20 protein-coding genes are annotated in these 22,730 nt (G+C 64.0%); 2 read left to right on the top strand and 18 right to left on the bottom strand.

Annotated elements, in window-relative coordinates; genetic code table 11:
• Window positions 1–11 precede the first annotated feature (11 nt).
• Window positions 12–497, top strand: coding sequence for a DciA family protein (locus P0D89_RS39795; protein ID WP_408360265.1), 486 nt, complete (start codon window positions 12–14; stop codon window positions 495–497).
• Between the two features lie 75 nt (window positions 498–572).
• On the opposite strand, the gene lpxC is transcribed toward P0D89_RS39795, so the two are convergent.
• The 18 genes from lpxC to coq7 all read right to left on the bottom strand — a co-directional run bounded on the left by lpxC (window position 573) and on the right by coq7 (window position 21,081).
• Window positions 573–1,490 carry a UDP-3-O-acyl-N-acetylglucosamine deacetylase gene (gene lpxC / locus P0D89_RS39790; protein ID WP_408360263.1) on the bottom strand — a complete coding sequence of 306 codons (918 nt, stop codon included), beginning with the start codon at window positions 1,488–1,490 and terminating at the stop codon, window positions 573–575.
• 286 nt (window positions 1,491–1,776) lie between these two features.
• The gene (locus P0D89_RS39785; protein ID WP_408360261.1) at window positions 1,777–2,283 is read right to left on the bottom strand and encodes a peroxiredoxin; all 507 of its coding nucleotides are present in this window, start codon (window positions 2,281–2,283) and stop codon (window positions 1,777–1,779) included.
• Window positions 2,284–2,547: 264 nt separating this feature from the next.
• Window positions 2,548–3,750 (bottom strand): cell division protein FtsZ, encoded by a 1,203-nt coding sequence (ftsZ, locus tag P0D89_RS39780; RefSeq protein ID WP_408360259.1) that lies wholly within the window; start codon window positions 3,748–3,750, stop codon window positions 2,548–2,550.
• A gap of 155 nt (window positions 3,751–3,905) precedes the next feature.
• Complete coding sequence (gene ftsA / locus P0D89_RS39775) at window positions 3,906–5,138, bottom strand: cell division protein FtsA (RefSeq protein ID WP_007180311.1); 1,233 nt, start codon at window positions 5,136–5,138, stop codon at window positions 3,906–3,908.
• A 27-nt stretch (window positions 5,139–5,165) separates the two neighbouring features.
• Entirely contained in the window at window positions 5,166–5,918 is a 753-nt protein-coding gene (locus P0D89_RS39770) for a cell division protein FtsQ/DivIB (RefSeq protein WP_408360257.1), read from the bottom strand.
• Between the two features lie 24 nt (window positions 5,919–5,942).
• Window positions 5,943–6,884 carry a D-alanine--D-alanine ligase gene (locus P0D89_RS39765; RefSeq protein ID WP_408360255.1) on the bottom strand — a complete coding sequence of 314 codons (942 nt, stop codon included), beginning with the start codon at window positions 6,882–6,884 and terminating at the stop codon, window positions 5,943–5,945.
• Window position 6,885: 1 nt separating this feature from the next.
• The gene (murC, locus tag P0D89_RS39760; protein WP_408360253.1) at window positions 6,886–8,289 is read right to left on the bottom strand and encodes a UDP-N-acetylmuramate--L-alanine ligase; all 1,404 of its coding nucleotides are present in this window, start codon (window positions 8,287–8,289) and stop codon (window positions 6,886–6,888) included.
• Window positions 8,286–9,416 (bottom strand): undecaprenyldiphospho-muramoylpentapeptide beta-N-acetylglucosaminyltransferase, encoded by a 1,131-nt coding sequence (gene murG / locus P0D89_RS39755; RefSeq protein ID WP_408360251.1) that lies wholly within the window; start codon window positions 9,414–9,416, stop codon window positions 8,286–8,288. The genes murC and murG overlap by 4 nt, the downstream gene beginning before the upstream one ends.
• Complete coding sequence (gene ftsW, locus P0D89_RS39750; protein ID WP_408360249.1) at window positions 9,413–10,690, bottom strand: putative lipid II flippase FtsW; 1,278 nt, start codon at window positions 10,688–10,690, stop codon at window positions 9,413–9,415. The genes murG and ftsW overlap by 4 nt, the downstream gene beginning before the upstream one ends.
• A complete protein-coding gene (murD, locus tag P0D89_RS39745) occupies window positions 10,687–12,201 on the bottom strand; it encodes a UDP-N-acetylmuramoyl-L-alanine--D-glutamate ligase (RefSeq protein ID WP_408360247.1) in 1,515 nt (504 codons plus the stop codon). Before murD ends, ftsW begins: the two co-directional genes overlap by 4 nt.
• A gap of 26 nt (window positions 12,202–12,227) precedes the next feature.
• Window positions 12,228–13,397, bottom strand: a complete 1,170-nt coding sequence (gene mraY / locus P0D89_RS39740) for a phospho-N-acetylmuramoyl-pentapeptide-transferase (protein WP_408360245.1) — start codon at window positions 13,395–13,397, stop codon at window positions 12,228–12,230.
• 17 nt (window positions 13,398–13,414) lie between these two features.
• On the bottom strand, window positions 13,415–14,827 hold the full coding sequence (locus P0D89_RS39735) for a UDP-N-acetylmuramoyl-tripeptide--D-alanyl-D-alanine ligase (protein WP_408360243.1): 1,413 nt from the start codon (window positions 14,825–14,827) through the stop codon (window positions 13,415–13,417).
• Window positions 14,824–16,371, bottom strand: coding sequence for a UDP-N-acetylmuramoyl-L-alanyl-D-glutamate--2,6-diaminopimelate ligase (locus P0D89_RS39730; protein WP_408360241.1), 1,548 nt, complete (start codon window positions 16,369–16,371; stop codon window positions 14,824–14,826). Before P0D89_RS39730 ends, P0D89_RS39735 begins: the two co-directional genes overlap by 4 nt.
• Window positions 16,368–18,233: a peptidoglycan D,D-transpeptidase FtsI family protein gene (locus P0D89_RS39725; RefSeq protein WP_408360239.1), complete on the bottom strand. Its 1,866-nt coding sequence runs from the start codon at window positions 18,231–18,233 to the stop codon at window positions 16,368–16,370. The genes P0D89_RS39730 and P0D89_RS39725 overlap by 4 nt, the downstream gene beginning before the upstream one ends.
• The gene (gene ftsL, locus P0D89_RS39720) at window positions 18,230–18,586 is read right to left on the bottom strand and encodes a cell division protein FtsL (RefSeq protein WP_408360237.1); all 357 of its coding nucleotides are present in this window, start codon (window positions 18,584–18,586) and stop codon (window positions 18,230–18,232) included. Before ftsL ends, P0D89_RS39725 begins: the two co-directional genes overlap by 4 nt.
• On the bottom strand, window positions 18,583–19,536 hold the full coding sequence (gene rsmH / locus P0D89_RS39715) for a 16S rRNA (cytosine(1402)-N(4))-methyltransferase RsmH (RefSeq protein WP_408360235.1): 954 nt from the start codon (window positions 19,534–19,536) through the stop codon (window positions 18,583–18,585). The genes ftsL and rsmH overlap by 4 nt, the downstream gene beginning before the upstream one ends.
• Before the next feature lie 15 nt (window positions 19,537–19,551).
• On the bottom strand, window positions 19,552–19,980 hold the full coding sequence (mraZ, locus tag P0D89_RS39710) for a division/cell wall cluster transcriptional repressor MraZ (protein ID WP_149673462.1): 429 nt from the start codon (window positions 19,978–19,980) through the stop codon (window positions 19,552–19,554).
• 462 nt (window positions 19,981–20,442) lie between these two features.
• Window positions 20,443–21,081, bottom strand: a complete 639-nt coding sequence (gene coq7 / locus P0D89_RS39705; RefSeq protein ID WP_408360233.1) for a 2-polyprenyl-3-methyl-6-methoxy-1,4-benzoquinone monooxygenase — start codon at window positions 21,079–21,081, stop codon at window positions 20,443–20,445.
• A 302-nt stretch (window positions 21,082–21,383) separates the two neighbouring features.
• On the opposite strand from coq7, the gene P0D89_RS39700 reads away from it, so the two are divergent.
• A complete protein-coding gene (locus P0D89_RS39700) occupies window positions 21,384–22,553 on the top strand; it encodes a porin (RefSeq protein ID WP_408360231.1) in 1,170 nt (389 codons plus the stop codon).
• Window positions 22,554–22,730 lie beyond the last annotated feature (177 nt).

The following is a 22,730-nucleotide window of genomic DNA, read 5'->3' as shown; positions in this document are numbered from 1 at the left end:
CACCATCAAACATGAGCCGTATTCCGTCCTTTTCAAGGCCGCCGCCCAAGCAGTTCGGCGCGCGCCGCCCACAGCCGGTCGCCGAGGTGCTCAATCGCACGGACGCGTTCGCGGCGCTGCGCGCGGGCGTCGAGCAGATTGCGGCGCTCGAAAAGGATCTGCGCGCGCTGCTGCCCGATTATCTGGCGACGAGCGTGGAGCCGGGTTTCATCAAGGACGGTGTGCTGGCCCTGTTTGCCGCGCATAACGCGCTCGCCGCGCGCTTGCGGCATCTGGAGCCGCGTCTACTGGCGGATTTGCAGCAGCGCGGCTGGCCGGTCAATGCCTTGAGGATTCGCGTGCGGCCGCAGCCGGCCAAGGAGCCGCCACCGGTCAAGCAGGCGCGCATGACGCCGCTCGGCGCCGACGCGCTGCACGCGCTGAGCGAATCGCTCGCGCCGTCGCCGCTACAGGAAGCGCTGGCGAGAATGGCGGCCCGGCACCGGAGAAATCGCTGAACGAAAAAAAACGGCCCATGCGGGCCGTTTTTTTTCTGCTCCGGCTATATCAACCGAAGCGCGCAACCAGACGCGTCATGCAAAAGCCGTCTGCGTCTCGTAGGCGAAGCCGCGCGGCGCTTTCTGCGTGTCGTCGAAACTGACGATTTCGTACGAATCTTCGTGCGCCAGCAACTCGCGCAGCAGCGCGTTGTTCAGGCCGTGACCCGACTTGTACGCGGTGTACGAAGCCAGCAACGGATGGCCGACCACATACAGGTCGCCGATCGCGTCGAGCATCTTGTGCTTCACGAACTCGTCGTCGTAGCGCAGGCCGTCGTTGTTCAGGATGCGGTACTCGTCGAGCACGATCGCGTTGTCCATGCTGCCGCCGCGCGCCAGGCCCAGTTCGCGCATCATTTCCACTTCATGCGCAAAACCGAACGTGCGCGCACGCGCGATTTCCCGCACGTACGACGTGTTGGCGAAATCCACTTCCAGCGCCTGGCCGGTTTTGTCCACGGCCGGGTGACGGAAGTCGATCGTGAATTTGAGCTTGAAACCGAAGAATGGCTCGAGACGCGCGAATTTGTCGCCGTCGCGAATTTCGACCGGCTTGGTGACCTTGATGAATTTCTTCGCCGCGTTCTGCTCTTCGATACCCGCCGACTGGATCAGGAACACGAACGAACCGGCACTGCCGTCCATGATCGGAATCTCTTCGGCTGTGACGTCGACATACAGGTTGTCGATGCCAAGACCGGCGCAGGCGGACATCAGGTGCTCGATGGTCGACACGCGCGCGCCGTCTTTCTGCAACACGGAAGCGAGACGCGTATCGCCAATCGCCATCGCCGACGCAGGGATGTCCACCGGCGTGGGCAAATCCACGCGCGAAAACACGATGCCGGTGTCCGGCGCCGCCGGACGGAGCGTCAGGTTGACCTTACGGCCGGAGTGCAGGCCGATGCCAACTGTCTTGACGATTGATTTGATAGTGCGCTGCTTCAACATGGTGATCTTCTATTCGATTGAAAATCCCAATCGGGACTTTTTATTCCATAGCGCGAATTATACTCCAATACCCTAGGGAGCGTCGTTGCACGGTAGGTATCAATCTGTTTCGCTGCATTACCCATCGGGCACCCGTCAGGGAAGCGTGACGGGCCGATGCCCGGAACGGAGGCGTTTCCGGTCATCGGCCCGCGTAACGGCCTGTCACAAAAGCGCCTTACTCACCGTTGCCCTGGTACAACGCGGCAAAAGCGCGTAGGCCCGAGGCGAAGGAGCGACGCCCAGGTCACAAGCTCAACGTGACGAGAATACTCTTTGCATCGCTAACTTCGAATTTGCCGGCAGCCTCGACGTTCAACGTCTTGACCACGCCGTCGTCGACCACCATCGCGTAGCGCTGGGAACGGATTCCCATGCCGCGCGCCGACAAATCCTGCTCGAGACCGAGCGCCCGTGTGAAAGCCGCACTGCCGTCCGCCATCATGCGCACCTTGCCCGAGGCGTGCTGATCGCGTCCCCACGCGCCCATTACGAACGCGTCGTTGACGGACACGCACCAGATTTCGTCGATGCCAAGAGCGCGCAACTGCTCGGCGTGCTCGACATAACCCGGTACATGCTTGGCCGAACAGGTCGGCGTGAACGCGCCCGGCAATCCGAAGATCACCACGCGCTTGCCCGCCGTCTGCTCGCGCACGTCGAAGCGGTTAGGCCCGATCGTGCAGCCCGCCCGCTCGTCTTCGACAAACTCGAAGAGCGTCGCGTCGGGCAGCTTGTCACCTGCTTGAATCATGCTCAGTCCTTTGCATCGATGCGAAGCACGCTCGCACGCTGTCGTGTCGCAGTGAAATCCGGCTGGGCCGCATTCGGCCTGAGCCAACTATATGCTCCGCCGTCCGGCGACAGTGTCCCAATCCGCTTCGCGAATCCGAAGAGGGCACTTGTCCTTGCCGCGAATCTGACGATGCGCGACCTGTTCGCCGTTCACCCGCCACGCTCGTGCATTCGTCGGCCAGCGCCGCTGAAGCGGCGCGGCAACGAAAGCCTGCTCGCGCGCTCAGTCCGCCTGCTTGCGCAGGAACGCCGGAATGTCGTACGTGTCGACGCCCTTTTCCTGCAGCGCCTGAACGTGCGACGCCGCCGTATCGCGCGACGTGCGCCACACAGCCGGCGTGTCCAGCGCGCCGTAGTCGGCCGTGCTCGCGTGCGACGTCGACGGTGCATAAGCCGCGTGCTGCATCGCGCCGATCGGCTGGTTGTCGGTGCCGGTGCGCAAGAGCGTCATCGGTGCCGATTGCTGCTTCTTCGCCGCACGGCCCAGACCCGTTGCCACGACCGTCACGCGCAGCGCGTCGCCCATTGCATCGTCGTACACCGCGCCGAAGATCACGGTCGCGTCTTCAGCTGCGTAGCTCTTGATGGTGTTCATCACTTCGCGCGTTTCCGACAGACGCAGCGAACGGCTCGACGTGATGTTGACCAGCACGCCACGCGCGCCCGACAGATCCACGCCTTCCAGCAGCGGGCTGGCGACCGCCTGCTCGGCTGCCAGACGCGCACGATCGACGCCGGCGACCGTCGCCGTGCCCATCATCGCCTTGCCCTGCTCGCCCATCACCGTCTTCACGTCTTCGAAGTCGACGTTCACCAGACCGTCGACGTTGATGATTTCCGCGATGCCGGCCACTGCGTTGTTCAGAACGTCGTCCGCGCACTGGAAGCACTTGTCCATCTCGGCGTCGTCGCCCATCACCTCGAACAGCTTGTCGTTCAGAACGACGATCAGCGAATCGACGTGATCCTCCAGTTGCTGCGAACCGGCTTCAGCGACGCGCATGCGCTTGCCGCCTTCGAACTCGAACGGCTTGCTGACCACGCCAACGGTCAGGATGCCCATTTCCTTCGCGATCTGCGCGACCACGGGTGCAGCGCCCGTACCCGTGCCGCCGCCCATGCCGGCCGTGATGAAGACCATGTGCGCGCCGCGCAGTGCGTCGGCGATGCGTTCACGTGCTTCTTCGGCTGCGGCGCGGCCCATTTCCGGCTTGGCTCCTGCGCCCAGGCCCGTGTTGCCGAGCTGGATCACCGCGGTGGCGCGCGAACGCGACAGTGCCTGCGCGTCCGTGTTCATCACGATGAAGTCGACGCCTTGCACGCCTTTGTTGATCATGTGCTGGACGGCATTGCCGCCAGCGCCACCTACTCCGACCACCTTGATGATGGTGCCGTTCGTTTCGGTTTCCAGCATCTGGAATTCCATGTTGCCTCCGTCAAGATAAAAAATTACAGCCACTCGGCCGTTATTCGGCAGGAGATCGGGCAACCCCCTGTCGCGCGCCGGCCGCCGGCACCAGCGCGTATTTTTAGAACCCGTTCGAAACCCGTTCAGCTAAACCGTGCAGCAAAACCAATGCGTCAGAAGTTGCCGAGGAACCAGTCCTTCATCCGCGTGAACACCTGTCCCATCGACCCCGACTGCACCGCGACCTTGCGGCCGCGCATGCGTTGCGAGCGTCCTTCGACGAGCAGGCCCATCGCCGTCGAATAGCGCGGATTGCGCACGACGTCGGCGAGACCGCCCGCGTATTCCGGCACGCCGATGCGCACCGGCTTCAGGAAGATGTCCTCACCCAGTTCGACCATGCCGAGCATCATCGACGCGCCGCCGGTCAGCACCACGCCGGAGCTCAGCAGTTCCTCGTAACCCGACTCGCGCACCACCTGCTGCACGAGCGAAAACAGTTCTTCGACGCGCGGCTCGACCACCGCCGCCAGCGCCTGGCGCGACAGCGTGCGCGGACCGCGTTCGCCAAGGCCCGGCACTTCGATCATCTCGTCCGGATCGGCGAGCGCCTGCTTGGCGATGCCGTAGTCGACCTTGATGTCTTCGGCGTCCGGCGTCGGCGTACGCAAGGCCATCGCGATGTCGCTCGTGATCTGATCGCCGGCGATCGGAATCACCGCCGTATGACGGATCGCGCCTTCGCTGAAAATCGCAATGTCGGTCGTGCCGCCGCCGATATCGACCAGCACCACGCCGAGTTCCTTCTCGTCTTCCGTCAGCACCGCGAGCGACGACGCGAGCGGCTGCAGAATCAGATCGTTCACTTCGAGCCCGCAGCGGCGCACGCACTTGACGATGTTCTGCGCCGCGCTCACCGCGCCGGTGACGATGTGCACCTTCACTTCAAGGCGAATGCCGCTCATGCCGATCGGCTCGCGCACATCTTCCTGGCCGTCGATGATGAATTCCTGCGTGAGGATATGCAGCACCTGCTGGTCGGTCGGAATGTTGATCGCCTTCGCCGTTTCGATCACCCGCGCCACATCGGTTTGCGTGACTTCCTTCTCCTTGATCGCCACCATGCCGCTCGAATTGAAGCTGCGGATATGGCTACCGGCGATCCCGGTGAACACATTCGTGATCTTGCAATCGGCCATCAGCTCGGCTTCTTCGAGCGCGCGCTGAATCGACTGCACGGTGGCTTCGATATTCACCACCACGCCTTTCTTGAGCCCCTTCGATTCGCTCTGGCCGAGGCCGATCACCTCGTAGTGACCTTCGCCCTTCAACTCGGCGACGATGGCCACGACCTTCGACGTCCCAATGTCGAGGGCGACCAGCAGATCTTTATAGTCTTTACTCATAGCGTGCTCATTGCGTGTGATGTCCGTTTACTTCTTGCCCTTGTCGGGTTCGCTGATAAAGCGCATGCCAGCGGCACGAATCGCGAAACCGTTCGGATAGCGCAAGTCCGCATACTCGATATCCTTTCCCCAACGTTGCGTCACCGCGCTCCACGCCGCCGTCAGGCGCTTGCTGCGATCGAGCAGCGTGTCCTGATTGCGTTCGCGGCCAAGTTCCACCTGCATTCCATTCGACAGCTTCACCGTCCACGCGTACCGCGGCGACAGCGTCACTTCTTCGGGCGTCGCGCCAAGCGGCGCAAACCACTTCTGGAAGTCGTGATAACGCGCGACCACCTCCTTTGCCGTGCCGTCCGGGCCGTCAAACGCGGGCAGCTCTTCTTCGAGCTCACCCTGGTTGGCGGTGAACAGCTCGCCGTCGACGCTGACCAGCTGATCGCTGCCCCACGTCCCCAGCGGTTTGTACTCATCGAGCGTGACAGCCAGCGCATTCGGCCAGACTCGCCGCACGCTCGCGTGACGCACCCACGGCATCTGCTCGAACGCCTGGCGCGCGACGTCGAGATCGACCGTGAAGAAGTTGCCCTTCAACCGCCCCACTACGCCGGCGCGCACCGTCGGCGAATTGATGTGCTCGGTGTCGCCGTCGATCTGGATTTCGCGCAGCGCGAAATTCGGGCGCTGGATCAGCCAGTAACCGCCCGCCGCCAGCAGCACGAGCACCAGCAACGCATGCAATGCGTTGGCGGCGAGATTGAGCTGGCGAACGTTGTTCCACATGGTGTTGCTTTCGGGTCGCCCCGGTTAGTCCTGCAGCGTCAGCGCCAACACGCCGACAACCAGTTCCTGATAGCTGATGCCCACCGCGCGCGCCGCCTTCGGCGGAAGCGAGTGATCGGTCATGCCAGGCGCCGTGTTCACTTCCAGAAAGTACGGATTGCCTTCGGCGTCGAGCATGAAATCGGCGCGGCCCCAGTCGGTGCAGCCGAGCACGTCGAACGCGCGGCGCGCCAGCACTTTCAGGCGCGCTTCCTCGTCCGCCGCGAGGCCGCACGGGATCAGGTACTGCGTGTCGTTGGCGATGTATTTCGCGTGGTAGTCATAGAACTCGCCGGCCGGCACGATGCGGATCACCGGCAGGTCCAGATTGCCGGCGATGCACGCGGTGTATTCGCCGCCGCCTTCGATGCTCTTTTCGACCACGACGATCCTGTCGTACTTGACCGCTTCGAGCAGCGCCGCCGGCAGAGCGTCAGCGCTCTTCACCTTGATCACCGCGACGCTCGAACCTTCGCTCGCCGGCTTCACGAACAGCGGCAAGCCGAGCTTCGCGACGATGTCCTTCGCGCGCGCTGCGTAGTCGTCGCCGCGCAGCACCGCTTCGAACGGCGGTGTCGGAATGCCGAGCTGCTGCCACACGAGCTTGGTGCGGAACTTGTCCAGACCGAGCGCGGAGCCGAGCACGCCGCTACCCGTGTAGCGGATGCCGTAGAAGTCGAGCGCTCCCTGAATCTGGCCGTTCTCGCCGTAGCCACCATGCAGCGCGTTGAACGCGCGCACGAAGCGTTCTTCCTTCAACGCGGAGAGCGGACGCTCGGCCGGGTCGAACGGATGCGCGTCAACGCCCGCGTCGCGCAGACCTTGCAACACGAGTCGCCCGGAGTTGAGCGACACCTCGCGCTCGGCGGAATCTCCACCGAGCAGCACTGCTACCTTGCCGAATTGTTTGGGGTCGATACTGCTCATGTCATACCTTCGTTTCGAGCGCGAGGCGACCCGGCACACCGCCGATCGAACCCGCGCCCATCGTAATCACCACATCGCCGTCGCGCACCACAGCCGAGAGCGCGTCCGGCACTTCATCCACCGTATCGACGAACACCGGCTCGACCTTGCCCGCCACCCGCAGCGCGCGCGCCAACGCGCGGCCGTCCGCGGCGACGATCGGCGCTTCGCCGGCCGAATAGACTTCGGTCAGCACGAGCGCGTCGACGGTCGACAACACCTTCACGAAATCCTCGAAGCAATCGCGCGTGCGCGTGAAGCGGTGCGGCTGGAACGCCAGCACCAGACGCCGACCCGGGAATGCGCCGCGCGCCGCCGCCACCGTGGCCGCCATTTCGACCGGGTGATGGCCGTAGTCGTCGACCAGCGTGTACGAACCCGAGGCCTTGCCTTCAGTTGCGACCGGCACTTCACCGTAGTGCTGGAAACGCCGGCCCACACCGTTGAAATCCGCGAGCGCTCGCTGGATATCGGCATCTTTCACTTCAAGTTCAGTCGCGATTGCAATCGCGGCCAACGCGTTCTGCACGTTGTGCTCGCCCGGCAGGTTCAGCACGATGTCGAGCGGCGCTGCGTCTTCGCGCATCGCGGTGAAATGCATCTTGCCGCCGTGCGCTTTCACGTTCACGGCGCGGACCTGCGCGTCGGGCGCGAAGCCGTAGCGGATGATCGGCTTCGACACGAACGGCAGGATCTCCTTCACGTTCGGGTCGTCGACGCACAGCACCGCGATGCCGTAGAACGGCAGACGGTGCGTGAATTCGATGAACGCCTGCTTCAGCCGCGCGAAGTCGTGACCGTAGGTGTCCATGTGATCGGCGTCGATGTTCGTGATGACTTCGATCACCGGAAACAGGTTCAGGAACGACGCGTCCGACTCGTCCGCTTCGGCGACGATGAAGTCACCCGTGCCGAGTCGCGCATTCGCGCCCGCGCTGATCAGTCGGCCGCCGATCACGAAGGTTGGATCGAGCCCGCCCGCGGCCAGCACGCTCGCCACCAGCGACGTGGTCGTGGTCTTGCCGTGCGTGCCGGCAATCGCGATGCCCTGCTTCAGGCGCATCAGCTCCGCGAGCATCACCGCGCGCGGCACGATCGGAATGCGGCGATGACGCGCGGCCAGCACTTCGGGGTTGTCGCTGCGCACCGCAGTCGACACGACCACCGCGTTCGCGCCTTCGATGTTCTCCGCCGCGTGACCGATCGCGATACGCGCGCCGAGCGCGGCAAGGCGATCCGTGACCGCGTTGCTCGACAGATCCGAGCCGCTCACCTGATAGCCCAGGTTGACCAGCACCTCCGCGATGCCGCTCATGCCGACACCGCCGATGCCGACAAAGTGAATGTGTTTGACGATGTGTTTCATTGCTTTCCTTCTGGGCTCGCGCCCGAAATCGAACCCGCCACGGTCGCGCAAATTTGCGCGACCTGTTCCGTGGCGTCGGGTTTCGCGAGCGAGCGCGAACGCTCCGCCATCTCCGCGAGACTTTCCCGCGTCTGGCTGCGCAACCAGTCGGCGAGCGTTTCCGCCGACAGGTCACGTTGCTGCACGACCAGCGCCGCGCCGTTGTCGGCGAGAAACGCTGCATTAGTGGTTTGGTGATCGTCCACCGCATACGGGAACGGCACGAAGAACGCCGCCACGCCAACCGCCGAAATCTCCGACACCGTCATCGCACCCGAGCGGCAGATCACCAGATCTGCGTTCGCGTAAGCGCTCGTCATGTCGTCGATGAACGGCACGAGTTCCACGTCGGGCTGCTCACCGCTATCCGCCTGCAGACCCGCTGCCGCGTAGTTCTCGCGCAGTGCCTCGATATGCTTCGCGCCCGCCTGATGCACGATGCGCGGCCGTTCGTTCGGCGCGAGCAGCGCGACCGCGCGCGGCACTACTTCGTTCAACGCCGCCGCACCGAGACTGCCGCCCACCACGAGCACATTCAACGGACCACTTCGTTGCGCGTAGCGTGCTTTGGGTGCAATCGCGCGCGCAAGTTCCTCTCGAATCGGATTGCCGGTCCATTCGCCATGCGGCAGCGCATTCGGGAACGCGACCAGCACGCGTTTGGCGAGTTTCGCGAGCACCTTGTTGGCGAGGCCCGCGATCGAATTCTGTTCGTGCAGGACCAGCGGACGGCCGCTCAACGCGGTCATCAATCCCGCCGGGAACGTGATGTAGCCGCCCATGCCGAGCACCACGTCCGGCTTCACGCGGCGCAGCACGCTCAGGCTTTGCGTGCAGGCGCGCAGCAGATTCAGCGGCAGCATCACCTTGGTCTTCAGCCCTTTGCCGCGCAGTCCGCCGAAGCGCACGTATTCCATCGGGATGCCGTGCTTCGGTACCAGCGTCGCTTCCATGCCTGCAGGATTGCCGAGCCACACGACCTTCCAGCCCCACGCCTGCATCAGGTGCGCGACCGCGAGCCCCGGGAACACGTGTCCGCCGGTGCCGCCTGCCATCACCATCAGCGTGCGTTGCTGGAGACCGGTCATACTTTGCCCCCGCGCATCAGCACACGGTTCTCATAGTCGACTCGCATCAACACGGCGATCGCGACGCAGTTCAGCAAAATACCCGAGCCGCCATAGCTGACGAGCGGCAGCGTGAGACCTTTGGTCGGCAGCAAGCCGAGGTTCACGCCCATGTTGATGAAGGTCTGCGCGCCGAACCAGATGCCGATGCCCTTCGCGACCAGGCCCGCGAACGTGCGGTCGAGTGCGAGCGCCTGACGGCCGATCTCGAACGAGCGGCGCACGATCCAGTAGAACATCAGGATGACCACCAGCACGCCGACGAAACCCAGTTCCTCGCCGATCACCGCGAGAATGAAGTCGGTATGCGCTTCCGGCAGATAGTTGAGCTTCTCGACGCTGCCGCCGAGCCCCACGCCAAACCACTCGCCGCGCCCGAACGCGATCAGCGAGTGCGTCAATTGATACGCTTTGCCCTGCGCGTAGCGGTCGTCCCACGGATCGAGGTACGCGAAGATCCGCTCACGACGCCATGGCGACGCCCATACCAGTAGACTGAACGTGCCGACCGCGGTCGCCACCAGGCCGCCGAACAGCTTGCCGTTCACGCCGCCGAGAAACAGCACACCCATTGCGATGGCCGCGATCACCATGAATGCGCCCATGTCGGGTTCGAGCAGCAGCAATGCGCCGACGAGACCGACTGCAACCGCCATCGGCAGAAAGCCCTTGGCGAAGCTGTGCATGTATTCCTGCTTGCGCACCGTGTAGTTCGCCGCGTAGATCGTCACCGCGAGCTTCATGATTTCCGACGGCTGCATGTTCGTGATGCCAAGCGGAATCCAGCGGCGCGCGCCGTTCACGCCCTTGCCGACATGCGGGATCAGCACGATCACCAGCGCGACGAGCGAGATCAGAAAGAGCTTCGGTGCGTACTTGTCCCACGTCGAAATCGGAATGCGGAACGACACGACGCCGACCACCGCGCCCATCGTCACGAAAATGATCTGGCGCACGAGGAATGCGTAGTCGCGGTACGACGCGTACTTCGGCGAATCGGGCATCGCGATCGATGCCGAATACACCATCACGATACCGAGTCCCAGCAGCGCGACGACGACCCACAACAGCGAGTGGTCGTAGTCGAGCATCCGCGAACGCAGCGGACGCACGCCGTTGACGGCGCTCGCGAGCCCGCTGCCGCCCGTGCGGCCACCGAGCCGCGCCGCGCCGCCCGAGCCACCCGCGTCACCAGCGACTGCCTGACGCGAACCGAAACGTTCCGACCAGCTCATATCATCGTCCCCCGTTCGGCAGCGATCTCTTCCACCGTGCTGCGAAACACGGCGGCACGGTGTGCGTATCCCTTGAACATGTCGAAGCTCGCGCAAGCCGGCGACAGCAGCACGGCGTCGCCGGGCTCGGCCAGCGCGGTGGCGGCACGCGTCGCTTCTTCGAGCGTGGCGTGATCCGTCAGCGCGACGCCGCTGTGTTCGAGCACCGCGCGAATCAGCGGCGCGTCACGGCCGATCAGCATCACGGCGCGGCACCAGCGCATCACCGGCGCGGCGAGCGGTTCGAAATCCTGGCCCTTGCCGTCGCCGCCGGCGATCAGCACCGCGCGCTGCGCGAGGCCGTCGAGCGCGGCAACCGTCGCGCCGACATTGGTGCCCTTGCTGTCGTCCACATAGTCGATGCCGTCGATCGACGCGATCAGCTCCACGCGATGCGGCTCGCCATGATATTCACGCAGACCGTGCAGCAGCGGCGCGCCCGGCAAACCGATCGCGCGCGCGAGCGCATACGCGGCCAATGCGTTTGCGGCGTTGTGGAGACCGCGAATGCGCAAAGCGTCCGCGGGCATCAGGCGCTTGAGCGCGATGTCCGGCGTCGTCGCTACTTCGTGCTTGCGACGACGCTTTGGCGTAGGTTCATCGCTTGCGTCGCGATCGTGCGCTTCGACTAGCCAGATCATCCCGTTGTCGCGCAGCAAACCGTAGTCGCCGTCATTCTTCGGTTCGGTTACGCCGAACGTGATTGTCTCCGCTTCAACGTCGGCGGAGGGCGCGAGCGACATCACGCGCGAGTCGTCGCGGTTCAGCACGCGCACGGTCTGTGTACCGAAGATGCGGCCCTTCGCAGCCGCGTACGCATCGAGGCCGCCGTGCCAGTCGAGGTGATCCTGCGTGATGTTCAGCACCACGGCCGCGTCCGGTGAAAAGGTGTGCGCCGTTTCCAGCTGGAAGCTCGACAGTTCGAGCACCCACACGTCGGGCAGCGCGGTGTGATCGATCGCTTCGCTGAGCTTGTCGAGCAAAGCCGGGCTGATGTTGCCCGCCACCGCGACCTTCTTGCCGGCGCGTTCGCACAGCAGGCCGGTCAGGCTCGTCGTCGTGGTCTTGCCGTTGGTGCCGGTGATCGCGATCACCTTCGGCGCGTAGCCGCTTTCGCCGAGCGTCTGCAACGCTTGGGAGAAGAACTCGAGTTCGCCCCACACGGGGATGCCCTGCTCGCGCGCCGCCGCTATCAGCGGCAACAGGTCAGCGGCAAGCGGCGACAGGCCCGGGCTGATCGCGACCAGTTCTATACCTTCGAGCAGCACGGGCGAGAACGGGCCGCCGACGAAGTCCGCGTCGACGCCATGCGCTGGCAGCGCGGACAGGTTCGGCGGCACTTCACGCGTGTCGGCCACACGCAGCCGACAGCCGTGCCGCGCGCACCAGCGCGCCATCGCGAGACCGGATTCACCCAGTCCCAGCACGAGCACCATCGGCTTTTGCCGATCCCGAAACTTCTCGCCGAACATCGCCTGCTTCCTTTAATACGTGCTGCTTAACGCAGTTTGAGCGTGGACAAACCGAACAGACACAACATCAACGTGATGATCCAGAAGCGCACCACCACCTGCGTTTCCTTCCACCCGGACAATTCGAAATGGTGATGCAGCGGCGCCATCTTGAAGAGACGCCGCCCTTCGCCGAACCGGCGCTTGGTGTACTTGAACCACGTGACCTGCAACATCACCGAGAGCGTCTCCGCGACGAAAATGCCGCCCATGATGAACAGCACGATTTCCTGACGCACGATCACCGCGACTGTGCCGAGCGCGCCGCCGAGCGCGAGCGCGCCGACATCGCCCATGAACATTTGCGCCGGGTGCGTGTTGAACCAGAGGAACGCGAGGCCCGCGCCGCCCATCGCCGAACAGAAAATCAGCAACTCCCCGGCGCCGGCGATATGCGGAAACAGCAGGTACTTCGAATAGACCGAGCTGCCCATCACATAGGCGAACACGCCGAGCGACGCGCCGACCAGCACCACCGGCATGATCACGAGCCCGTCGAGGCCATCGGTGAGATTGACCGCGTTGCTCGCGCCGACGATCACCAGATACGTCAGCACGATGAAGCCCCACACGCCGAGCGGATAGCTGATCGACTTGACGAACGGCAGCATCAGATCGGCGCGCGCCGGCAAGCCCATCGACAAGCCGCTGCGCACCCACGCCATGAACAGGTCGAACACGCGCACGTTGCTCGCTTCCGACACGCTGAACGCGAGATACACCGCCGCGAACAGACCGATCACCGATTGCCAGAAATACTTCTCGCGCGACGACATGCCGCGCGGGTCCTTGTAGACCACCTTGCGATAATCGTCGACCCAGCCAATCACGCCGAAGCCGAACGTGACGAGCATCACGATCCAGATGAAACGGTTGGTCAGGTCGGCCCACAACAGCGTGGCCACCGCGATGCCAAGCAGAATCAGCACGCCGCCCATGGTCGGCGTGCCGGATTTGACGAGATGGGTCTGCGGGCCGTCTTTGCGGACGGCCTGCCCGACCTTCATCGCGGTCAGCTTGCGAATCACCGCCGGGCCACAGACGAGCCCGATCAGCAGCGCGGTGATGGTCGCCATCACCGCACGGAAAGTCAGATAACTGAACACGCGCAAGAAGCTTGCGTCATTCTGCAGCCATTGCGCCAGCGCCAGTAGCATGCTTCGGTCCTTCTATTTCAATGTGCGGCGGGCGTCGAGCCCGCTGCGTTGGGTTGTGGACTCGTTACGGCGTCCACCACGCGCTCCATTTGCATGAAGCGCGAGCCTTTCACGAGAAGCGTTGCGGCAGCGCCGAAACCGGCCTGCTGCAATTGCGCGATCAACGTGCCGACATCGGCCACGTGATGCGCGCCTGCGCCATACGCGGTACAGGCGTCGCGCGAGGCGTCGCCCATTGCGTACAGCGCGTCGATGCCGCGCTCTTTGGCGTAGGCACCGATTTCGCGGTGAAACGCCGGACCGTTGTCGCCGACTTCGCCCATGTCGCCCATCACCAGCACGCGCGGCGCGGCGCGCGATGCAAGCACGTCGATCGCGGCGCGCATCGAGTCGGGATTGGCGTTGTAGGTGTCGTCGATCACGGTGGCGCCGGCGAGCGTGCCGAGCGCGGCCTGCTTCACCTGCAGCCGGCCCTTCACTGCGCCGAACGATTCGAGGCCGCGCTTGATCGCGTCGAGCGAAACGCCTGCGGCCAACGCGGCCGACGTCGCGGCGAGTGCGTTGCGCGCGTTGTGATCGCCGAGTACTTGCAGCGTGACTTCAAGCTGGCCTTCAGGCGTGTCGATGCTCAGGCGATTGCCGTCGAACGTGCCTTTGACGGCAGCTTCCGTCAACCGCTCCGCCGAATTCAAAGCGAAGTCGACGATGCGGTTGCCGGTGGCCGCCACGCGCCAGATGCTCGCGTAAGCATCGTCCGCCGGGAATACGGCGACGCCTTCGGGAGACAACGCATGAATCACGCTCGCGTGTTCGAGCGCGACCGCTTCGACGGTCGCCATGAACTCCTGATGCTCGCGCTGCGCGTTGTTCACCACGGCCACCGTCGGCTCGGCGATTTTCGCAAGCAACTCAGTTTCGCCCGGATGATTCATGCCGAGCTCGACCACCGCCAGCCGATGCGCGGCATGCAGACGGAACAGCGTGAGCGGCAGCCCGATGTCGTTGTTGAAGTTGCCGGCGGTCGCGAGACGCGCGTCCGCGCCGACCGCGGCGGCGAAGATCGACGCGATCATTTCCTTGACCGTGGTCTTGCCGTTGCTGCCCGTCACGGCGACGAGCGGCATGCTGAACTGGCGGCGCCAGCCGCGCGCGAGCGCGCCCAGCGCGGCCCGCGTATCGGCCACGCGGATTGCGGGCACGTTCCAGTCATCCGGCGCGCGCGTGACGAGCGCGGCCGTCACGTGCCGCGCCGCGACGTCCGGCAAAAAATCGTGCGCATCGAAACGCTCGCCCTTGATCGCGACGAACAGATCGCCGGGGCCGCCGCTGCGGCTGTCGGTCGACACGCGTTCGAACGCAACGCTGTCGTCGCCGAGCACGGTCGCGCCGGGGATCAGCGCGGCGGCATCACGTAGCGTGAACATGCTCATTCGCCACCTCCGCGTGCGTGCGTCGCCCGCGCGGCGAGCGCGAGGCGGGCGTGGTCCTGATCGGAGAAAGCGCGTTTCTTGCCCATGATTTCCTGGGTGGCTTCGTGCCCCTTGCCGGCCAGCACGATGACGTCTTCGCGCGCGGCGCTGCGGATCGCTTGCAGGATCGCGCTTGCGCGGTCCTCGATACGGCGTGCCTGCGACGCGTCCTTCATGCCCGCGGCGATCTGTTCGATGATCGACTGCGGGTCTTCGCTGCGCGGGTTGTCGCTGGTCACGACGACGCCATCCGCAAGCTTCTCGGCGATCGCGCCCATCAGCGGGCGCTTGGTGGCGTCGCGGTCGCCGCCGCAGCCGAACATGCAGATCAGTTCGCCGCCGCGCGCGGCCGCCATCGGGCGCAGCGCTTCCAGAGTCTTTTCCAGCGCGTCCGGCGTATGCGCGTAATCGATTACAACGAGCGGCTCATCGTGTTGCAGACGGCCGCCGAGGCGCTGCATGCGGCCGTTCACCGGCTCGAGTTTCGCGAGTTCGGCGAGCGCTGCGTCGAACGGCACGTCGGCGGCGAGCAGCGCGCCGAGCACGCCGAGCAGATTGCTGACGTTGAACGCGCCAAGCGTTTGCACTTCGACGTCGGCGTCGCCCCAATCCGATGTGCTCAGATGGAACGCGGTGCCGGTGGCTGTTGCGCGCACGTTCGACGCGCGCAACAGCGCGTCGGCTTGCGGCGCGTCCTGCAACGAGGCGTCGAGTCCGTAGGCGATGGTGCGCGCGTGGCCTTGGGTGCTGCCGAGCAGTCGACGGCCGGCGGCATCGTCGCGATTGATCACGGCCGCGCGCAATTCCGGCCACGCGAACAAGCGCGCCTTGGCCGCTTCATACGCTTCGAACGTGCCGTGATAGTCGAGGTGGTCCTGCGTGAGATTCGTGAACACGGCGATGTCGAACGCCGTGCCATTCACGCGCCCCTGATGCAGCGCATGCGACGAAACTTCCATCGCCACCGCCTGCGCGCCCGCGTCGCGCAATTGCGCGAGACTGCGTTGCAGTTGCGGGGCGTCCGGCGTCGTGAAGCCGGTGTCCACGAGCTGGCCCGGCAAACCGGTGCCGAGCGTGCCGATGATCGCGCAACGTGTGCCGAGCGATCCGAGTGCCGCGGCGATCCACTGGCTGCACGAGGTCTTGCCGTTGGTGCCGGTGATGCCGACCGTCAGCATCGCGTCGCTCGGGTCGCGATACCAGCCGCTCGCGATCGACCCGGCGAGTTCGTTCAACGCCGGCACGGCCAGCGTGATGGACGGATCGGGCGTGCCGCTGAAGCCTTCGGGCTGCACCAGCACCGCGGCTGCGCCACGCTCGATCGCGCCGCCGATGAACGGACGGTTGTCAGCGCCCTCCACCGCATAGGCGAAAAATGCATCGCCGGGCGCGAGCGAGCGCGTGTCGGCGTGCAGATGCGCGCCTGGCAGCACGTGCGCGTGCAGCCAGGCGATGGCGTCGGCAATTTGCCGGTGCGCTGGATGCTTGCTACGCAGCGCGTTCATCGCACGACTCCGGGGTGGCTTTTCGCGTCGGCGGAAATCGTCATCTTCTTCGCGCCGGCGCTGGTGGAAAGTTTCTTGACCGCCGACGGCGTGGCCGGCGTGCCCGGCGCGGGCGGCGCCGAGTCGTTGGACACCACCATCTGCTTGACCGGCATGTCCGGCGGCACGTTCAGCGAGCGCAGCGTATCGCCGACGATGCCCGAGAACACCGGACCCGACACCTGGCCGCCGAAGTGGCTGCCCGCGGTCGGCTCGTCGACCGACACGGCCACGACGATGCGCGGATTAGGCATCGGCGCCATGCCGACGAACGACGCGCGATACTTGGAGTGGTCGTAGCCGTGAGCGCCGTGCTTGTACGCGGTGCCGCTCTTGCCGCCAACGCGATAGCCCGGCACGGCCGCATCCGGCGACGTACCGCCCGGCGCCGTCACGGTTTCGAGCATCGCGCGCACTTCGCGCGCGGTGGTCGGCGAGAAAATCTGCGGACCGGTGGCCGGCTGATCGCCAGGCGAGCGGAAAATCGACACCGGCATGATCTCGCCGTCATGGGCGATCGCGGTGTACGCGCGGCCCAGCTGGAACAGCGACACCGACAGACCGTAGCCGTACGACATGGTCGCCTGCTCGATGCGGCGCCAGCTCTTCCACGGACGCAGACGGCCCGCCGCCGCGCCCGGGAAACCGACCTTCGGCGCCTGGCCGAGACCGATGCTGGTGTACATGTTCCACATCTCTTCGGGCTTGAGCTGCATTGCGATCTTCGTCGCGCCGATGTTGCTCGACTTCTGGATCACGCCGCCCACCGTCAGCACGCCGAACGCGCTGTCGTCGGTAATCGGCGCCCCGTCGAGCACAAAGCGGCCCGGCCCCGTATCTACCAGTGTAGTCGGCGTCACGCGGTGCAGATCGAGCGCGAGCGAAACCGTGAACGGCTTCATGATCGAGCCCGGCTCGAACGTGTCGGTCAGGATGCGGTTGCGCAACTGGTCGCCCGTCAGGTGCGAGCGGTCGTTCGGGTTGTAGGTCGGAAAATTGACAAGCGCGAGCACCTCGCCCGTGCGCACGTCGATCACGATCGCCGCGCCGGCCTTCGCCTTGAATTTTTCGACGGCCGCTTTCAGGTTCGTGTACGCGATGTACTGGATCTTGCTGTCGATCGACAGATCGACGTCCTGGCCGTTGTGCGGCACGACCTGCTCGTCCACGTCCTCGATGATGTGGCCCATGCGGTCCTTGATCACGCGCCGGCTGCCCGACATGCCCGCGAGCATCTTCTGGTCGCCGAGTTCGACGCCTTCCTGGCCCTCGTCTTCGACGTTCGTGAAGCCGATCAGGTGAGCCGTGATCTCGCCTTCGGGATAGAAACGCTTGTACTCGTCGCGCGCGTATATGCCGGGGATGTCCAGTGCCGTGACTTTCGCGGCGACGTCGACCGGCACCTGACGCTTCACGTAGACGAAGTTCTTGTCCTCCGACAGCTTGGCGCGCAACTCCTTGTTGGTCATGCCGAGCAGTTTGCCGAGCGAATTCAGCTTGTCCGCGCCGAGATCGTCCGGCACCGATTCGGGAATCGCCCAGATCGCGCGCACCGGCAGGCTCGTGGCGAGCACCAGACCGTTGCGATCGAGAATCTTGCCGCGCGTAGCCGGCAGTTCGAGGCGGCGCTGATAGCGGATTTCACCCTGCTTCAGATAGAACCCGTTGCCCGGACCCTGAATCCAGAACGCGCGCGCGGCCAGCGCGACGAACGCCATGAACAGCAGGAACACGACGAGTTTCGAGCGCCACATCGGCAGGCGCACCGACAGGATCGGATTGGCCGAAAAGGCGACGCTCTTGCGAGCCGACGATTTTTTCATCGCACGCCTCCGCGACGGGTCGCCGCCGGCGCCGACGCTTGCGCCGGACCGGACGTGGGAATCGGCGCGTCCTCGGCCTTCACCGCGCCCGGGTCGAGCGTCAGATATTGCGTGCGGCCGGTCGTGACCGCTTGCATCTTCAGCGAATCGGTGGCGATCTGCTCGATGCGCGACGTTTTCGACAGCGCGCTCTGCTGATATTGAAGCTGCGAATAGTCCTGCTGCAGCTGGCGCTCCTGCGATTGCGCGCGCTGCAACTGGATAAAGATCTGACGCTGCTGATTGGTCGCGTTGACAACCGACAAGGCGCAGCCCATCACGATCATCAGCAGGAAGATATTGAGACGATTCATGGCGCGATCCGCTCCGCCACACGCATCACGGCAGAACGGGCGCGCGGATTCGCGGCGACTTCAGCGTCGCTTGCGAACACGCGGCCGATGATCTTGAGCGGGGGGCTCGGCAGATCGACTGCGCGAATCGGCAGACGGCGATCGACCGCAGGCGTACTGGCGTGCGCCTGCATGAATCGCTTGACGATCCGGTCCTCGAGCGAATGAAAGCTGATGACCACCAGCCGCCCCCCTTGCTCCAGCAGCGATAACGCTGCTTCTAAAACGACTTGCAGCTCCGCAAGCTCTTGATTGATGTGAATCCGTATAGCTTGAAAGGTGCGGGTTGCCGGATCCTTGCCCTTCTCACGGGTTTTGACGACGTTACCCACGATTTGGGCAAGCTCGCCCGTGCTGACGAGAGGCCCAAGACGGTCGGACTCTGCCCGGCGAGCAACAAGCGCCTTTGCAATCTGAAAAGCAAACCGTTCTTCCCCATAATCTCGTATCACCTCCGTCAGTTCCTGCACCGTGGCCCGCGCCAGCCAGTCAGCGGCAGACTCGCCGCGCGTCGGGTCCATCCGCATGTCGAGCGGGCCGTCGGCGCGGAAACTGAAGCCCCGCTCCGGATCGTCGACTTGCGGCGACGACACGCCCAGATCCAGCAAAACACCCGACACCCGTCCCACCCCGCGCTCCGCAATGGCGGCGCGCAGTGAAGCAAAACTCTCGTGCACGATGCCAAAGCGCGGATCGGCAATCTGCTGCGCCGTGGCAATGGCGAGCGGGTCCTTGTCGAACGCGATCAGCCGCCCCGACTCGCCAAGCCGCTCCAGCACCAGCCGGCTATGACCGCCGCGCCCAAAGGTGCCGTCCACATACACCCCGTCCGCGCGCGTCACCAGCGCATCGACCGCTTCATTCAGCAGCACCGTGCGATGCTGCAATTCGTTTCCCATCGCAGGTGCCATATATGTAAGCCGCGATCAGAACGTGAAATTCTTCAACGCTTCGGGCATGCCCTCGGCGATTGCCGCCTGTTCCTTCGCGGCGTAGGTTTGCGCATCCCATAACTCGAAGTGACGGCCCATGCCGAGTAAGGTCACTTCTTTTTCCAGCGCGCCAGCCATGCGTAATTCCGGCGACACAAGCACGCGGCCCGCGCCGTCCATATCGACATCCATCGCATTACCGAGAAAGATGCGGCGCCACCACGTGGCGTTCATCGGCAGATTGCCGACCTTCTCGCGAAAAACTTCCCACTCCGGGCGCGGAAAGAGCAACAGGCAGCCGTCCGGGTGCTTGGTGATCGTCACCCGGCCCTCTGCCTGTGTTTGCAGCGCATCCCGATAGCGAGAGGGGATCGACATCCGCCCTTTCGCATCGAGCGTCAGCGCCGACGCCCCTTGGAACACTTCGCTCTCCCCTGTCGACCGGAGTTGGCGCTTTAGCGCTTACTCCGGCCCCATGCAACTAGTTGCTTGCGGCACTTTTGCGCCGGCTGCCCGATTCGTGAAAATCTACCCCAAAGTGCTGGCGAGATCACACAAAAATACACTTTCTCACACTGTCTCCCACTTTAGAGGAACGATAATCTTGGGTCAAGGGAGATGCCGGGTTTTTGCGCCAATTTTGTTTGATAGAACAAGGACTTAGCGCGACTCCTTCAGATCATGCATAAAACGGAAAACCGTTATAAATGAATGAGCTAGTGCAACTTGTGAAGGTGATACGTGAAAAGTGCGGGGGAACAGCGTGGAATGAAAGAGATCGCGAGGGGGAGTCAAGAGATGCAGGCGGACGATTCGGGGACGTCCGGCGAACGGCGCGCGAGGCGCCGTCCCACTTCCGGAGATGCGTGCGCGGTGGGTCCTGCTTTATACGTAATAGGCCGTGCGCGTCATGACTTTCGACACAGCGCGCATCAGCGCACGCGCGGGGAATGGCAACTCGATGCCGCCCGCGTCCATTGCGGCCTTGCCGTGTTCCATTTCATCCACGCGCATCTGCTCGACGATCGCGCGCGATTCGTGATCGGCGGGCGGCAGCTCATCCAGATGGCTGTCGAGATGCTGCTCCACCTGGCGTTCGGTTTCAGCCATGAAGCCGAGGCTGACGCGATCGCCCAAGCGCCCCGCCGCGAGACCGATCGCCATTGCTCCGGTGTACCAAAGCGGATTCAACAGACTGGGACGCGAGTCGAGCGCCTGGAGACGTTTGGCGGTCCATGCGAGGTGATCTTCTTCCTCGGCGGCGGCGTGATCGAACATGGCGCGCAACGAAGGCGAACGGGTCGCGAGTTTCTGAGCCTGGTAAAGCGCCTGCGCGCAGACCTCGCCGACGTGATTCACGCGCATCAATCCCGCCGCATGCGCACGCTCGGCCGGTGACAGTTCCGGCGCCCCTTCCGTCACCGCCGACGCCTGCGGAAGCGGCAATGGCCGGCTCATCCGCGACACGCCAGTCATTGAGCGTAAACCCCGATCAAACTCGCTAATCAGCACGTCCAGAAACATTAAGCACTCCCTGATTCGACGGCTGCCTCACCGAACCGGAGGTCCGTACGACAAAGCTTTGCGGGGCAAAACCAGCGACGCGGCAGCCTCGAATCCGCATTAAATGAGCAGCCAACTTTCGATTCTAGACCATGTTGCGTAAACGAAACAGGACCCTTCCTCGCTACCTCCTTTTTCTTTGTGCCATGTATGCCTTTTGTTACATTACGTGGCAACTTCTCGCGAAGTTGGATAAGCAAGGCCTCGACGCTAGATAAATATTCGCCTTGTACAAAAGATTCGTAATCCTTGGAGATCATTCGATGAAAAAGTCGCTTCTCGCTCTCGCAGCATTGGGCGCATTCGCAGGCGCCGCACATGCTCAGAGCAGCGTGACCCTGTACGGTATTATTGACGTTGGTATCAACATGAACACCAACGCGGGCGGCAGCCACAAGTACGACATGTCCAGTGGTGTTCTGCAAGGCTCGCGTTTCGGCCTGCGCGGCACGGAAGATCTGGGCGGCGGTCTGAAGGCACTGTTCGTGTTGGAAAACGGCTTTGACGTGACCAACGGCAAGCTGGGTCAAGGCGGCCTGATGTTCGGTCGTCAAGCTTACGTCGGCCTGTCGAGCCAGTTCGGCACGGTCACGCTGGGTCGTCAGTACGACTCCGTCGTCGACTACGTTGGTCCGTTCGAAGCCGGTGACCAGTGGGGCGGCTACATCGCAGCTCACCCGGGCGACATCGACAACTTCAACAACGCATACCGCACCAACAACACGGTCAAGTTCACGAGCCAGAACTACAGCGGCCTGACGTTCGGCGGCACGTACAGCCTCGGCGGCCAGGCAGGCAACTTCACGGGCAACCAGATCTGGTCGTTGGGTGCTGGCTACAACAACGGTCCTCTCGCGTTGGGCGTCGGCTACTTGAACGCACGCACGCCGGCAGCTACGGGCGGCCTGTTCAACAACGGCGGTACGACCACGGCGGCGGCTGCTGCTGTGACGAACCCGATCTACGGTGGCTTCTCGTCGGCTAACACGTACCAGGTGATCGGTGCAGGCGGCGCATACACGTTCGGCGCGGCAACGATCGGCCTGACGTACTCGAACATCCGTTTCGCCAACCTGGGCGCGTCGTTCGCGTCGCCGTTCCGCGGCCAGTCGGCTACGTTCAACAACGGCGAAATCAACTTCAAGTACCAGTTGACCCCGGCATTGCTGGTCGGCGCAGCGTATGACTACACGCGCGGCGCGGAAATCAACGGCGCGGACCGTGCTCAGTACCACCAGGGCTCGATCGGCGTGGATTACTTCCTGTCCAAGCGTACCGACGTGTACCTGACCGGCGTGTACCAGCACGCTCTGGGCGAAACGCTCAACCAGGCGGGCGCTACGGTCGACGCAACGGCAGGCATCAACGGCCTGACGGGTTCGTCGAACCAGAACCAGTTCACGGCTCGCGTCGGCATCCGCCACAAGTTCTAATAAGTCGTAAAAAAGCAGTTTGCCTCAAAGGCGCCTTCGGGCGCCTTTTTTTTATGGCGGGCTGGGCGTGGGTCTGTGACTTGTTGTGTGGCGCAAGTGACCGCGCAAGAAAGAGAAGCGCCGCCGCCGGGAGAGTGGCGGGCGGCTATGTGTTTTTACGGGTTTAGTAGTGCAGCG

The organism is Paraburkholderia sp. RL18-085-BIA-A (assembly GCF_046027075.1).
Classification (GTDB): Bacteria; Pseudomonadota; Gammaproteobacteria; order Burkholderiales; family Burkholderiaceae; genus Paraburkholderia.
The sequence above is the reverse complement of the archived record's forward strand: the minus strand, read 5'-3'. Positions and strand labels throughout refer to the sequence as shown.